The sequence below is a fragment of the Paraglaciecola arctica BSs20135 genome, from assembly GCF_000314995.1.
In the GTDB taxonomy this organism is placed as follows: Bacteria; Pseudomonadota; Gammaproteobacteria; order Enterobacterales; family Alteromonadaceae; genus Paraglaciecola; species Paraglaciecola arctica.
In genome coordinates, this window is sequence record NZ_BAEO01000055.1 from 252,513 (window position 1) to 266,326 (window position 13,814).

General features: G+C 38.4%; 14 protein-coding genes. 6 read left to right on the top strand and 8 right to left on the bottom strand.

The genetic code is table 11. The features are described from left to right. The first annotated feature begins 177 nt into the window (after window positions 1-177). The 5 genes from GARC_RS18250 (at window position 178) to GARC_RS18270 (ending at window position 4,695) form a co-directional block, all read left to right on the top strand. Entirely contained in the window at window positions 178-1,575 is a 1,398-nt protein-coding gene (locus GARC_RS18250; RefSeq protein ID WP_007622952.1) for a PhoH family protein, read from the top strand. Window positions 1,576-2,015: 440 nt separating this feature from the next. Continuing rightward, window positions 2,016-3,500: a mannitol dehydrogenase family protein gene (locus tag GARC_RS18255; RefSeq protein ID WP_052151526.1), complete on the top strand. Its 1,485-nt coding sequence runs from the start codon at window positions 2,016-2,018 to the stop codon at window positions 3,498-3,500. Between the two features lie 71 nt (window positions 3,501-3,571). Beyond that, window positions 3,572-3,760, top strand: coding sequence for a hypothetical protein (locus GARC_RS27765; RefSeq protein ID WP_007622956.1), 189 nt, complete (start codon window positions 3,572-3,574; stop codon window positions 3,758-3,760). 166 nt (window positions 3,761-3,926) lie between these two features. Beyond that, window positions 3,927-4,181 (top strand): hypothetical protein, encoded by a 255-nt coding sequence (locus GARC_RS27770; RefSeq protein WP_007622958.1) that lies wholly within the window; start codon window positions 3,927-3,929, stop codon window positions 4,179-4,181. A 31-nt stretch (window positions 4,182-4,212) separates the two neighbouring features. Then, window positions 4,213-4,695: a gluconokinase gene (locus GARC_RS18270; RefSeq protein WP_007622960.1), complete on the top strand. Its 483-nt coding sequence runs from the start codon at window positions 4,213-4,215 to the stop codon at window positions 4,693-4,695. Between the two features lie 139 nt (window positions 4,696-4,834). On the opposite strand, the gene GARC_RS18275 is transcribed toward GARC_RS18270, so the two are convergent. The 3 genes from GARC_RS18275 to GARC_RS18285 all read right to left on the bottom strand — a co-directional run bounded on the left by GARC_RS18275 (window position 4,835) and on the right by GARC_RS18285 (window position 6,764). Further along, window positions 4,835-5,791, bottom strand: coding sequence for a hypothetical protein (locus GARC_RS18275; RefSeq protein ID WP_226989215.1), 957 nt, complete (start codon window positions 5,789-5,791; stop codon window positions 4,835-4,837). 17 nt (window positions 5,792-5,808) lie between these two features. Then, window positions 5,809-6,003: a CPXCG motif-containing cysteine-rich protein gene (locus tag GARC_RS18280; RefSeq protein ID WP_007622970.1), complete on the bottom strand. Its 195-nt coding sequence runs from the start codon at window positions 6,001-6,003 to the stop codon at window positions 5,809-5,811. 101 nt (window positions 6,004-6,104) lie between these two features. Then, window positions 6,105-6,764, bottom strand: coding sequence for a glutathione S-transferase family protein (locus GARC_RS18285; RefSeq protein ID WP_007622972.1), 660 nt, complete (start codon window positions 6,762-6,764; stop codon window positions 6,105-6,107). A 147-nt stretch (window positions 6,765-6,911) separates the two neighbouring features. Between GARC_RS18285 and GARC_RS18290 the strand changes: the two genes are divergently transcribed. Next, window positions 6,912-7,349 (top strand): DUF3010 family protein, encoded by a 438-nt coding sequence (locus GARC_RS18290; protein WP_007622974.1) that lies wholly within the window; start codon window positions 6,912-6,914, stop codon window positions 7,347-7,349. 98 nt (window positions 7,350-7,447) lie between these two features. Here the strand turns inward: GARC_RS18290 and GARC_RS18295 are convergent, their stop codons facing one another. The 5 genes from GARC_RS18295 to GARC_RS18315 all read right to left on the bottom strand — a co-directional run bounded on the left by GARC_RS18295 (window position 7,448) and on the right by GARC_RS18315 (window position 13,787). Then, complete coding sequence (locus GARC_RS18295; protein WP_039990061.1) at window positions 7,448-9,298, bottom strand: choice-of-anchor I family protein; 1,851 nt, start codon at window positions 9,296-9,298, stop codon at window positions 7,448-7,450. 179 nt (window positions 9,299-9,477) lie between these two features. Next, window positions 9,478-9,948 (bottom strand): RidA family protein, encoded by a 471-nt coding sequence (locus GARC_RS18300; protein WP_007622978.1) that lies wholly within the window; start codon window positions 9,946-9,948, stop codon window positions 9,478-9,480. 13 nt (window positions 9,949-9,961) lie between these two features. Beyond that, complete coding sequence (locus GARC_RS18305; RefSeq protein WP_007622980.1) at window positions 9,962-10,507, bottom strand: hypothetical protein; 546 nt, start codon at window positions 10,505-10,507, stop codon at window positions 9,962-9,964. Window positions 10,508-10,656: 149 nt separating this feature from the next. Then, a complete protein-coding gene (locus GARC_RS18310) occupies window positions 10,657-11,127 on the bottom strand; it encodes a RidA family protein (RefSeq protein WP_007622982.1) in 471 nt (156 codons plus the stop codon). Window positions 11,128-11,351: 224 nt separating this feature from the next. After that, window positions 11,352-13,787, bottom strand: a complete 2,436-nt coding sequence (locus tag GARC_RS18315; protein ID WP_081587581.1) for a tetratricopeptide repeat-containing diguanylate cyclase — start codon at window positions 13,785-13,787, stop codon at window positions 11,352-11,354. Between the last annotated feature and the right edge of the window lie 27 nt (window positions 13,788-13,814).

The window sequence follows — 13,814 nt, forward strand, 5'->3', positions numbered from 1 at the left end:
TGTTTAAAAGTAGATGATTGTCTGGAGAAAGTGTTTTATTGTGGAAACGGGTTGTTGACCCGTGAAACCTGTAGTTAAGTATGTTTTTAGCACAAGTGTTTACTTTTCAAACCTCGGGCTGAGAAAAATCATGACTTAACTGGCAGGTACTTTATCTAAGTTCTACAGGAGAGACGGATGCCAAAAGAAAAAGCAGTAAGTTCAAAAATTTACGTTTTAGATACCAATATACTCCTACATGAACCCCTAGCCTTTTTATCCTTTAAAGAAAATGACGTTGTTGTCCCCATGACAGTTCTTGAAGAACTAGATTATATAAAAGACAGCAAAAAAGATGTCGCCCGAGACGCTCGCGTATCTATTCGCGCTATGGAAGACTTACTTCACGATGCTACACCTGAAGAGTTGATGCAGGGTGTATCAATGTTAGGTAAGGGAGCTGGGGAGTCAGCTCCAACAGGTAGTTTATCGATTTTTGTTGATCATGGTATGCCCGAGTCCCAGCAAGTTTTCACAAGTAACGAAAACGACAACCGTATTATTAATAGCGCGCTGTATTTACAAAAATCGCTACAGTCTAAGCAAGTAGTATTGGTAACCAAAGACATCAATATGCGTTTGAAGGCGAAGGGCGCAGGATTGGCTCATGTTGAAGATTATCGTACCGATCAGTTGATCACAGATATCAAATATCTATCTAAAGGTTATCATCAGTTTTCTGGCAATTTTTGGGATGAAGTTAAATCGGTAGATAGCCGTACTGAGGGCAGAGATACTATTCATAGCATTGAACGTAAGGTATTGCCAGAAGCTTACGTGAATGAATTTTTACTGGATGACAGTCAGAGTTTTGCAGGTTTAGTGGAGACTGTTACAGCCGATCATTTGGAAGTTTTAGATTTAGGTTATGAACGACTGATGGGGCGAAGAGCGTGGGGGATTACACCCAAAAATATTGGTCAAGCAATGGGCTTACATGCCCTTCTCGATCCACATATTGATTTAGTGATACTGACTGGTCCTGCTGGCAGTGGTAAGACTCTATTGGCTTTAGCGGCGGCGCTTGAAATGGTCGTAGAGAGAAATATGTATGACAAAATCATAGTCACTAGAAGCACCCCAGAAATCGCCGAATCCATTGGTTTTTTACCCGGCACCGAAGAAGAAAAAATGGCTCCTTGGCTTGCCGCTATTACAGACAGTTTAGAAGTGCTGCATAAAAATGATGAAAACGTAAAAGGCTCTATGAGTTACATCATGGAAAAAGCCAATATTCAGTTTAAATCAGTGAATTTTATGCGTGGTCGTAGTATTCAAAATGCCATAGTTATTTTAGATGAGTCACAAAATCTAACGGCTTCTCAATTAAAAACCATCATTACCCGCTGCGGTGAAGGAACTAAGTTAATTTGTAGTGGTAATTTGGCACAAATAGATAGTAATTACTTATCGGCAGTCACTTCGGGTTTAACCTATATAGTTGAGAAGTTTAAGAATTTTTCTGGCAGTGCCACGATAAACTTAGACGGTGTAGTACGTAGTAGGTTGGCAGAATTTGCTGAAGAACAATTATAACCATAAGGTTCAGATATTAGGTAAGTTCAGCGCGTGACTATCATGATAGTGGATGAGGTATGAGCAATATTAATATTCTATTGTTAGAGTTTTAAAACCGTCATGATGTCCTGCGTTGCCAACGTAGCAACTTTAGATAGTGGTAAATGGCAAATAACTAGAAGTAAGTCGGCCTAGTGTATTCATTCAATGCATATCTACAACAGCTGCTCTAATGTTTTTATTTCAACAAATTTTGGTCAAGCCAGAATAGCTTGATCGACTGAATGTTTAGCTTTTCATGCCCTCTTTAACTTGAATAAGCTTTAATTCTATTGATTTTGAATATAACCAATCAAATTGGTAAGGCCATTTGACTCTATGATTGCTCTAGTTGTAAAATCAATTTATTCATTAGGCAAATTCTTGTCTTTATAGTAATTACGAAGTAATGGCCGTTTATGAGAGTAAAATCAAAGCAATTAAATCAAATGTTTTTGCAATCAGTCGATTGTGTTAACGATACTACAGATGTTATTTATCCCTCCTATAAACGTGACGATATTAACATTGGCATTGTTCATTTAGGTTTAGGGGCATTCCATCGTTCTCATCAAGCCATGTATACCGAGCAGCTATTAAACCTACAAGGGGGAGGTAACTGGGGCATATGTGCAGTTAGTTTTCGTAATGAAGCATTACAAGCGCAGTTAAACAGTCAAGATTGTCTGTATACCATGGCGGTTTTAGATGTAGAAGACAGCTTTCAGGTAGTAGGGGCAATTAAAGAAGTGCTAGTGGTAAAAAATGAAGCTTCAGTTGTTTTGGAACGAATGGCTGCAGAAACCACTAAAATTGTTTCACTAACGGTAACGGAGAAAGGTTATTGTTTAAATACTGAAGGTGTTTTGGACGAAGCCCTACCTTCAATAATCAATGACTTAGCATCACCCGAAAATCCAAGTACTGCCATAGGTTTGTTAGTCGCTGCCCTTAATATACGTTTCAAAAACTCTATTAAACCTTTTAATGTTATTGCTTGCGACAACTTGCCTGACAATGGCCGAAAACTAAAGTCTGCGGTGATCCAATTTGCCAGCCATATCAGTAAAGAGTTAGCGCAGTGGATAGATAAAGAAGTGCAATTTCCGAATACTATGGTCGATAGTATTACCCCTAAAACCGAACAAGCGACTATTGACCTTATTGATATCAAGCTTGGTCTTGTGGATAGCGCGCCGGTTCAAAGAGAGTTGTTTACTCAGTGGGTTATTGAGGAGTGCCCTCATATTGAACGTCCAGAATGGGAGAAAGTAGGCGTTATCTTTACCGATAATGTTGAGTCTTTTGAAAATGCCAAACTTAGAATTTTAAATGGATTACATTCGGCACTTGCCTATATTGGTTTATTGGTGGGTTATGAAACTGTTTATCAGGCTATCTGGGATAAAAATATTAAATCATTTTTAGTGGGCCTTATTGATAATGAAATTATTCCCACAATTGAAGCACCCAAAGGCCTTGATTTACACGACTACTCCCGTGCCATTATCGCGCGTTTTGAAAATCCCAAAATTAAGCATTTACTGAGTCAGATAGCCTGTGATGGCTCAATTAAAATTCCGGTTCGTACTTTAGCGCCAATTCAAAACAATGTTTTAGCAAATAGAAGGTTTAAATCCTTATCTGTTGTTGTAGCTGCTTGGATACATTTCATAGGTTTTAGTTTTGTTAATAAACACGCTTTACATGATCCAAAAGCAAAAGAGTTATTTGCTGCAATGAGTGAGTTTCAAGAAAATGAAAATATTAAAGTTTTTTTAGAGGCTAGTGGACTGCTACCCGATACCTTAAAAAATAATGACAACTTTATAACCAATATCCAAGATGCATATGTTGATATTGCTAATGTCATTAAGAGCGGTGTTTTTAAGATTGACGCTTAATCAACATAAATTGAAATGAAAATACGGACAGTTTAAGAATTATTTAATGAGAACATTATGAGCCACAAAGAATGAGTCGCACCGATAACCGTTTTATTTTACATCCTGACCGTTTGTTTAGTAGTGATAAAACAGAGCGACCGATAAGTCGTTCATTATATAGCAGCATTAAAGATTTACCGATTATTAGTCCTCATGGCCAAACTGATCCTCGTTGGTTTGCTGAGAATAACTGTTTTAACAATGCGACTGAGCTTTAATTATTCCCGATCATTATGTTTTTCGGATGTTATATAGCCAAGGAATTACATTAGAGAGCCTTGGAATTCGAGCATTTGATGGAAGTGTTAGTGAAACTGATTACTTAAAAGTGTGGATGGTATTTGCACGTCATTATCATTTATTTTATGGAACGCCTTCTCGTGGATGGATGGATTATGTTTTTGTGAAGTCTTTGGTTTTGATGTTGAATTAAACGAAGCTAATGCAGAATACTTTTTTGACACTATCAATAAAGCATTAGCGACTGATTCCTTCCGTCCTAGAGAATTATCAAAACTGCTTAGATTAATTGTCTTAAAAATAATTTTATCATTTGTTTTTTTAAGCAACAAAGTTGTATTGGTGACTGAATCTAGTCGTGAACTAAGACGCGCTATTGCTTTAGTTTTATGGTTGTGAATAACAACAAAAGAGTAATCAGAGAATTTATATGATTTATATCGTAATGGGCGTAAGTGGTTGTGGTAAATCGACGCTAGGCAAGCTGCTTGGTGAAACGTTAACCTTACCTTTTTATGACGCGGATGATTATCATTTTCCAAAAAACATTAAAAAAATGGAGAATGGGATCCCATTAACTGATGAAGATCGTAAGCCATGGTTGACATTATTGGCGGATAAAATTAAACACTGGGAAACATTAGGTGGGGCAATATTAGCTTGCTCATCCTTGAAACAAATCTACCGGGATATATTATCTTCAACAACCAATGATGTGGTTAAGTTTATTTATTTAAAAGGAGATAAGGCTGTATTACATTCTCGCTTAAGTCATAGAGAATCACATTTTATGCCAGAAACCTTATTGGATAGCCAATTACAAACCTTAGAGCCTCCTCTAGATGCTATTACTATTTTAATCGAAAATTCTTTAGATGAAATGCTGGCTCAAACTCTAACAGAAGTTGGTTAATGGCTTACCAAATTTCTGTCAGTTAATCCTGAGAAGATTTTGACTGATGATAATGAATAAAAATGTTGATAACTTTATTGTTCAAAGGCAATAAAAGAGACATTTTTTTCTTCTTGGTGCTTATGTTTAGTGAATATTGTTAAGGCACTTCTTCAATACTAAACATATTACCCGCAATATCCCGGGCACTGCGGTTAGCAATCTCGCCCAAGGGGATTTTGGCGGGGCCTGTCGGCTCCATTAATAAATAGTCTGCACCCTCTATATCTAAGGTTTGTTCGTTGGTTCTAAAGGGTAGAGCTATGCCTAATAATGCATGGTTAGGTAGGTATACCATGATCATTTTCACTTCAGGTAATAACGAACGTATTAAGCTTGCCATTAATACCGTTTTGCTATCACAGTCCCCTTGGTTATTAGCCACTACGGATAATGGCGGTAAGTAGCCTGCGCCATTAGAGGTTAAGCGATTTTTTAATTCATTATAGGGAATACTTTGTACCCAACTTAGCACTAAATTTACATAGTTACGGGTTTCACTATTGGTAGGCAGTTTGTCATACACGGCTTGGGCTATAGGTTTTAGAGATGCGGTGTTTTCTTCTATATAGCGTAAGTGATCTGGTTTTATTGCTTGTTGTCCTAAATAAGTTTGAAAGTGACTGTAGTAATTATCTTGAAGGTATTGGTCTAGGGCTTTTTTCTTACTTTGATCCATCGATCTCTGCCATTTAGCAAATAGCTTGTCAGATCTGCTGGTGACTTGAATAAGAATATCTTGACCTCGATGCTGGATCTGTACTCGGGCTTCTCGTGGATCGATCTTACGTGCGGCTTTGTGTAATTCAATATAAACATATTGTTGGGCTAAGTCGGGAATGAATTTTTTGTGATTTTGGGTATTTACTTGGCGCAACGGCAATGTGAAGGTTATGTCTCTTGTTTGATCTTGATGATCAGACCAAGTGTAATTGAAACTCAGCTCTTTATTTTGTTTGGACTTAGCGAAGCTCAACTGTTGAGTAAAGCCACACATATGCACGTTTAAAAGCCCTAATATAATCCATTTAATATAGTGGCGAGATATCAGGTTCATAAATACGATTTTGACTATTACTCACTATCAGTAGTGGCGATTATATTAAACCTATCGTGGATACCATTTGTCACTACCACCTCAATTGGGGAACAACAAATTCGACAATCAACGATTTGTTGCTGATTCAAATCGTTGTCTTCATCAATTTCGAGGTCATTTGTGACCATGCAATAGGGGCAACTAAATTCTGCTATTTCGGTTAGGCTCATTTTTTCTTCCATAAAAAATATTACGATGCTGTACCTACATTTTACTCCAATAGCATATAAATGGATCGCTAATTTTAATATTTAACCCGAATTCAGGTTATTTAACTAAAACTAGAGAGATATTTTTTGAATTCTACATTTGCTAGTTTCCTGTCTTCGGCAATTTTTATCACGTCTTGGCGCTGATTTAATGTAGCCATAAGCTGTTTAGCACCCGGTGCCATCTCAAGTAAGTCAATAGCAAATAACTTTCCTGCCACTGCAGCAGCTAAGTCTGCACTATACAGAAATACAATGTCTGCTGCTGTTAGTTGCTCACCTGTCAAATAAGGACTGAATTGGGCGCAACGAGCCATACCTTCGATACCCTTACATAAAGCACGTTTAACTTCTTTCTTAGTAAGATCGTCTACTTTTTGTCCAAAAAAAGCTTCAGAGTGGCAACGCCTTGCGGGTAGCTCCAAATACAACTCTGCCATTTTAACCAACTCTTTAATCTTAGCTTTTTCAAATGCATTGCCAGGATACAAGGGTGTGTCTGGATAGGCTTCGTCTAGATATTCAAGGATGACATTGGTTTCAGTCAAAATACCTTGCTCTGTCTCTAAAGCCGGTACTTTTCCCATTGGGCTTTTGCTGAGGTATTCGGGTGTCTGATTGGGATAAAGGGTGACCGTTTTATATTCTACACCCTTAATATCCAAGGCTAGTTTGATCATATTGAAGTAGTTACTGACGTCAAAACCATAAAGAGTGAGCATTTTTTACCTGCGAACGAGTTATTTGAAGATTGTATATCTTGGTACAAGCATTCAATTCACTCAAGATGGTTTTATTGATGGTTAGGTATCACTGATTTTTAGGATCTACGTTATAATCCACACAATTAAATTTAAGAGTAATGTGTTATGCGAGTAATAGGTGTTGAATTAAGTGGCAATGATGCCAATGTGTGTTTGTTATCTTTGGCAGATGAGGTGTTTCAAATTCCAGATTGTCGTACCCGCAAACTGTCACTGCCTAAAGACGCAAAGGCCAAAGAGTTACGTTATTTTCAAAAAACCTTTGCGCAGTTAATACAAGACTACAAAATAGACCAAATTGTAATTCGTCAACGCCCCATGAAAGGTAAATTTGCTGGTGGTGCAGTAGGTTTTAAATTGGAAGCAGCGTTAGAGTTGCTGGAAAACGTTGAGGTGATAGTGCTGACTCCTACTGTGATTAAAGAATCATTAAAGCGCAACCCAGTGCTTGTGCCTATGCCCGACACTGGCTTAAAAATGTTTCAAGAAGTGGCTTTTAATACTGCTTATGCGTATTTGATGAAAGACAAATACGCACTCTAAGCGCAGCGTATTTTAAAGTTTGTGATAAGCAGAAAAAAAACGGCGTTATTTACAGAAATAGCGCCGTTTTTATTAGTTTTAAGGTCTAGATTTAGCTCTTAGTTTTCGGCAATCTGCCATACCGATACTGTACCGCTGACTTCATTACCAATTATAAGCAAAGCTGCGCCTGTTGGACTGTTGTTTGCGTCAACAAACGCCATGCCTTCAGGGGCGCTGTCACCTATTATGTCACCACCTTCGGTAAGATCACGATTGATCACATAATCAACAAACTTAGCGTCATAAGGGTTAGTGACATCATAAACAAAGATCCCACCCAAACGTTCCATACCAATAAATGCATAGGTTTTATCGCCCACTTTTCCAACAGTTAGTGCTTCAGGCTCTGGGCCTTTATTGGCTGAACGCGAGTCGCCTTCATTTTCATCGTTGTTGTTGTTGAATGCATTACCATGTATTGAAGCTGTAATACGTTCAAAGTCATCACCCGAATCAAATACTACTAAACCATTATTGTCCCAGATAGTGAATGAACGGGCTCCGTAGGCATAAAGCGCCTCGTATTCACCATCATTGTCACTGTCACCCAATTCATTGGTCACTGTTAAGCGCCCTAGTGGGTAGGCAGTGAAGTCAAAGTCTTTTGGATCATCACCTGCTATGGTGTCTAGGTTCGAGCCAGCGGCATAGTCAAGACGGCGTGCTTGCGTTTCTTCGGTATAAGACAAACATCCATCATCTTCGTCAAAGTCTTGGCCGCCGGCAGCAGTGCATAAGTCTTCATCTTGATCGCCGTCAGCATTTAACGTATCGAAAAAGTATTCCCTTGCATCACCTTCGTTTGCGGTCAATAAAAAGTTAGCGTCCTTCCACTGATATGACGCAATAGTGTCAGGCATGTACATACCGTAGAGATCGTCATATTGGCCAAAACTGACAGTGCCATCTTCCATACCATCTAATTGATAGTCGCTCCAATCTTTAAAACCAAGGCCAATGACTTTCACACTGTTGTCAGTTAAATCAACAATAGCTAAGCCATTATTTTCTTGGAGTGTTACGTAGGCAACTTCATTAGTAGTAGTGATGTATTCAGGCTCTAAATCTTGGGCCACTGTTGTGTTGATCAAAGTGCCATTAATAGTGCGACCTGATGGATTAGGGAAGTGCATGCCCTGAGTTTCAAGTTCAGCTTGTTTGCCGTTATAGTCAGAAAAACTGACATTGATTGCTGTGTCGCTGGGTATTCCATCTACCATTGTGATGACTGATATCGAACCTTCAGGGTCAATATTGTAATCACCACTTGGCTCACCTTCATTAGCCGTTAATACTTTGCTGGCATCTGGTGTGAAAGTTACCATATCGGGCAAGTTACCTACTTCTACCGCTTTTACAAAAGTTGGCGAGGAGGTATCTAGGCCGTTGTAGAACAATACCAAACCATTTGTTGCTTTATCTGCAGCAGGTACGGCTACAGCCATCCAGTCTCCAGCTACTGCTACGCTAGTAGGGCCGGCTAAAACAACGCCGCTTTGCTCAGTGGGCAGCACAAGTGCTATGGAAGTTAGATTCTCACTCGATAAAGGATTAGTTAAAACTTCTGAGGTCAAAGATGAGGCATCAATGATTTCAATGGTAGGCTCATCAGCTGCACTATTAATTGCGTAGATAGTTTTAGAGGCTGAGTGGAATTGCACTATTTCCGCCGCACCTTCAGGATCGCTAGGATTGAGTTGAATCCGTCCAACCAAACTCAGACTGATACTAGCATTGGCGTCTTGACCATCACTGCCGTCACTACCATTTGTTCCAGCGGTACCTGTTTCACCTTGAGTTCCAACCGAACCTGGTTCGCCATCGTCACCTTCTAAAAAACATCCGGTTAGCGATAAACTTATTACCAAAGCAAGGGCTGAATACTTAGAACATTTGATTACTTGAATCACACTTTTTCCTCTATATGCTATTTTGCTGTTTAGATTGCAAATAGCATATGAAAGTACGGTGACAGTAATGTGATGGAGAAATGACAGCTTTATGACATTTTAAATGCTAATAAAAACACGTTTTTATCTAATGCACACAACATTATTGGCGAATTGTAGTTAAATATGGCCAGCAGTCATTGACTGCTAAACGCCCCAATACATTCCACTTCAACACGAGCGTTTAAAGCTAAACCATTTGTAGCAAAAGCACTGCGAGCGGGAAAATGTTTTGGGAAATAATCTTTATATACTTGATTAAAGGCGGGCCAATCTTTTATGTCTGCCAACATTACTGTGCATTTTACTAAATCGTTCATGGTTAAATTATGTTTTGCTAAACTTGCCTTGATATTCTCCATGGTTTGTTTAGTTTCATTTTTGATGCCGCCTTCAATCAGTTTACTGGAATTAGGTTGGGTGCCAATTTCTCCGGATAAAAATAATAAATCGCCGACCCGAACCGCATTTGAAAATGGGTAATGATTGTCAATATTTCGTTGTGACGAAAAGTATTCGATGGGCTCCGCTATTGTTTGTTGCGAAAAAGAGATACTGATCAAAACAGAAATGAAGCATGTGGTTAATCGTGCATTAGTGAGTTTCATTTTGGCTCCTTAATTAGTTATTAGTTGTGGCTTTATTTTTTCTGCGACTTATACCGTAACCCACTATATAGACCATGAGCGTAGCAATGCCCCCCAAAACACTCCACTTTGTAGCTGTGACATAGCCCGCTAAATCTGCAGTTTTTAAGTGTATATTAGGATAAGTACTGAGTAAAAACATTAAAAGGGAGTTTTCAGTTAAGTCAAAAAGTACTGCGACATAAGGGATAAAAATGATTTTTCTAGAGAATGGGATAGCTAGTTTTTTTATTACCAAAGCAATAATCAAAGCTAATAAAGTGCCGTAATAAATGGGATAGGCTAGATCGGCAGTCAATAATCCAATTATATATCTGCCACGAATAGTTTCGCCATAACTGGTCAACGTCTGATAAAGCGTGTCGTGATTGTACCAAAATAGCAAGTCCAGCGGGCCAATACTACCTGTATTGATGATGTTAGGTAACAGATACAGTGGAAATATTAAATAGATCACACACATAACAATTATCAATCGAATGTTAGTGACTCTGAAGAACCAAGCAATAATATTTTCCATAATATGCTACTACCTAAGATGATGAATTCCTTGAACCTTATCATCTATCTAAAGCTAGTGAAAAAGCTAGGGGTAATGCCCTTTAATCATAATTTAATAGGAATATTTAAATAGACACCCTTATAGAATGAAATATGTTTGGTCAGTCATTATTGGCTACTAAACGCGGCAATACATTCCAACTCAAGTCGTGCATTTAGGCCTAAACCGTTAGTAGCGAAAGCACTACGAGCAGGAAAGTGATTAGAGAAATAGCCTTTATAGACTTCATTAAAAATAGGCCAATCTTTGATGTCTGCTAACATAGCAGTGCATTTTACTAAATCGTTCATGGTTAAATTATGTTTAGCTAAACTAGCTTTTATATTCTCCATGATTTGTTTAGTTTCATTTTTGATGCCGCCACCAATCAGTTTACTTGAGTTGGGTAGGGTGCCTAACTCACCGGATAAAAATAATAAATCGCCGACCCGAACCGCATTCGAAAATGGGTAATGGTTGTCAATATTTCGCTGCGACGTAAAGTATTCGATGGGCTCCGCAACTGTTTGCAGCGAAAAAAATAGGCTTATCAAAACAGAAAATAAGTATGTGGTTAATTGTCTATTAGTGAGTTTCATTATGGCTCCTTATTAAATGTTATTAGTAGTGGCTTTTACTTTATACCTTGAACCACTAGATAGACCATGACGTAACGATGATCCTAAAAGTACTCTACTTTGTAGCTGTGATTTAGCAACTAAATCTGCAACATAAGGGATAAAAATAATTTCGTGGCAATAGTGCATATCAACAGGGGGAATTTGTTAAGAAAGGCGGTGTATCTGAGCCAATTTCAGGTTATCTATTGTCTTTCAAGTGATTGATCCCAAAGGGTAACTTGGTTACGGCCGTTGCTTTTTGATTTGTAGAGCGCTAAATCGGCTTGGTCAATTAACTCTTGGGGGGTTTTGGCATTAAATTGAATGGACGTTACACCAAAGCTACAGGTAACAGTAACATCGTCAAAGTGGCTGGTTTCGATTTTTCGACGTATAGTCTCGGCGATACGCATAGCCTGATCTTGTGAGGCTCCAGGTAAAACAACGCAAAATTCTTCACCACCAAAACGCGCAACAATGTCATTTTGACGAATACTATCTTGCAAAATATCTGCTACGGCACGAAGTACAGAGTCACCTGTTGTGTGGCCGTAGTTGTCATTGACTGCTTTAAACTGGTCAATATCAGCCAGAATAATGCAATATTCGCCAAGCAGTTCTAAATCTGCAAAATCTCGATTCATAAGGTCAAACAAAATTCGACGGTTATAACAGTTTGTGAGTGGATCGCGAGCCGCCAAATAGCCGAGTTCTTTATTATGTTTTCGTGAGTGAACAAACCGTCGAGATAACAATATCACCGCTAACAAACATATCGCTAGCAACGACGACAGCGCAATACTGGCATATTTGTTTTTTGTGAGTTCTAGTTCAGAAATTTTCCTTTCTTGCTCTGCAATTTCGATTTCGCTCTTTTTCTTGATTAACTCAATTTGATCGAGCTTTGTTATTTCCTTTAATGATTTCAACTCCATTTCTTTTTTATGTGAATATAACTTGGCTTTTACTAAAACAAGCTCATTGTCCTCTCTTTCTTCTTGAATTATTTTAGTTAAAGCAATTTCTTCTTCAGCATAGTGCAGTGATTCAGCAATATTTCCCCGTGACTTTTCTGCCTTGCGAAGCTCACGATAAACGTACAATTTCTGAGTTTTTGAGTCGATTTGGATCGCTAGTTCTAACGCTTTTTTTAGCAAATCAATGGCTTCTTCAGTATGTTCACCAATGAGGATACCTGCTAGAGGCGTTTGTGCTTTTATTTGGTATATCTCACTGCCTATCTCGGTAGCAAGAGACAGTGACTCTCTGTAATAGGCTATCGCATTGGTATCATCTTGTTGGGCGCGATAGATGTTTCCTATGATCCGCGCCGAAATAGAAGCCTTTGATTTATCGTTGTCGTTTTGATAAATTTTGTGAGCCTTTTGTGCCATCACCTTGGCCGACTCATAATCACCGGATCCTAAATCAATGACGGCCATTTCTCTTAATGCCGTCGCAAGGGTCTGTGGTTCTATCTTTTTTTCTGGCTGGTCAATCGTAATTTGGTAAAACGATTTCGCTTGGTCAACCTGGTCTAATTGAGTATATATAAACCCCAATTCATTTGACGTTTTTGCGATACCACTGACGTCATTCATTTTCTTGTAGAACAGATGTGCCTTGTGAATATGCTCAAGGGATTTTTCATAGCTACCTATATGGCGAAAAATTATGCCTGCACCCATTAACGCTTTAACATATCCTATGGGGTCGTCGAGTCGTTCGTGTAATTTTAAACCATGAATAGAATAATCAAGGGCTATTAGGTAATTCCCTAAATAGCGCTCCGCCTCAGCAAGAGTATTTAAAGTGCGCGCCATTAATTTGGGGTCTTGCAAGGCAGTATAGATAGCTAATGCTTTTGTATAAAAAGAAGCTGTCTGCTCTCTATTTTTTAAGCGTTTGTATGACTGTGCAATTATTTTATAGGTATCTGCTCGGTGTTTCTGTGTCACTTCATCCTTATCAGAAAGATACTTTAGGGCAGGAGTGTATTGCGCAATGGCATCGTCATAGTGTTTTTGTTGATAGTAACCATTGCCTTTAGTAATTAAGACCAGAGCGATAGGCAATTCTTCGCCATATTGATGAGTTATAGGTAATAACTCATCTAGTATTTTATCTCCTTCAACATAGCGATTTGCAGCAAAAAATGTCTCGGCATAAACAATTGAAGACATTATTTGATTCTGCATATCATTCATATTTTTGTAGATAAAGATTGCTTGTAAAAAGTGCTGCAATGCTTGATCAAGATCCTTTGCTTGTTGTGCCAACTCGCCTAACAAGGTGTGTGCTTGAGCACTCACGGGCTGATTTTTATTAATTTTAGATAATCGAAGTGAGTCATTCGCCAACTGGGTGCTTAATGATTGATCACTATGTTGCAGAGATTTGGCTTTCCTTAAAAGCTCTGTCGCTGATAAATTCGCAACTTCAATTTGAGTTTGTGGGGGATTTTCTTGGGAATTTGCAGTGGTAAAGTAAAACGCTAGAATAATATTAAATAAGACTCGTACTGCGTATTTGGGAATTAATTTTTTAAAAGATTTTAAAGCTGCTTGGATGCAGAGTGACTTCCTCGGATGGGCAGAAGTTACCGGATACCAAAGGTATAAGTGGGAGTGCAACTGCATACATCATCGCCTAATTATTGATCATTT

What these genes read in the sequence shown, in the direction of transcription:
- GARC_RS18280 (WP_007622970.1), bottom strand. Translation starts at nt 6,003, where the DNA reads ATGAGCCTAACCGAAATAGCAGAATTTAGTTGCCCCTATTGCATGGTC.
- GARC_RS18250 (WP_007622952.1), top strand. Translation starts at nt 178, where the DNA reads ATGCCAAAAGAAAAAGCAGTAAGTTCAAAAATTTACGTTTTAGATACC.
- GARC_RS27765 (WP_007622956.1), top strand. Translation starts at nt 3,572, where the DNA reads ATGAGTCGCACCGATAACCGTTTTATTTTACATCCTGACCGTTTGTTT.
- GARC_RS18275 (WP_226989215.1), bottom strand. Translation starts at nt 5,791, where the DNA reads ATGAACCTGATATCTCGCCACTATATTAAATGGATTATATTAGGGCTT.
- GARC_RS18300 (WP_007622978.1), bottom strand. Translation starts at nt 9,948, where the DNA reads ATGAAACTCACTAATGCACGATTAACCACATGCTTCATTTCTGTTTTG.
- GARC_RS27770 (WP_007622958.1), top strand. Translation starts at nt 3,927, where the DNA reads ATGGATGGATTATGTTTTTGTGAAGTCTTTGGTTTTGATGTTGAATTA.
- GARC_RS18270 (WP_007622960.1), top strand. Translation starts at nt 4,213, where the DNA reads ATGATTTATATCGTAATGGGCGTAAGTGGTTGTGGTAAATCGACGCTA.
- GARC_RS18285 (WP_007622972.1), bottom strand. Translation starts at nt 6,764, where the DNA reads ATGCTCACTCTTTATGGTTTTGACGTCAGTAACTACTTCAATATGATC.
- GARC_RS18255 (WP_052151526.1), top strand. Translation starts at nt 2,016, where the DNA reads ATGAGAGTAAAATCAAAGCAATTAAATCAAATGTTTTTGCAATCAGTC.
- GARC_RS18305 (WP_007622980.1), bottom strand. Translation starts at nt 10,507, where the DNA reads ATGGAAAATATTATTGCTTGGTTCTTCAGAGTCACTAACATTCGATTG.
- GARC_RS18315 (WP_081587581.1), bottom strand. Translation starts at nt 13,787, where the DNA reads ATGCAGTTGCACTCCCACTTATACCTTTGGTATCCGGTAACTTCTGCC.
- GARC_RS18310 (WP_007622982.1), bottom strand. Translation starts at nt 11,127, where the DNA reads ATGAAACTCACTAATAGACAATTAACCACATACTTATTTTCTGTTTTG.
- GARC_RS18290 (WP_007622974.1), top strand. Translation starts at nt 6,912, where the DNA reads ATGCGAGTAATAGGTGTTGAATTAAGTGGCAATGATGCCAATGTGTGT.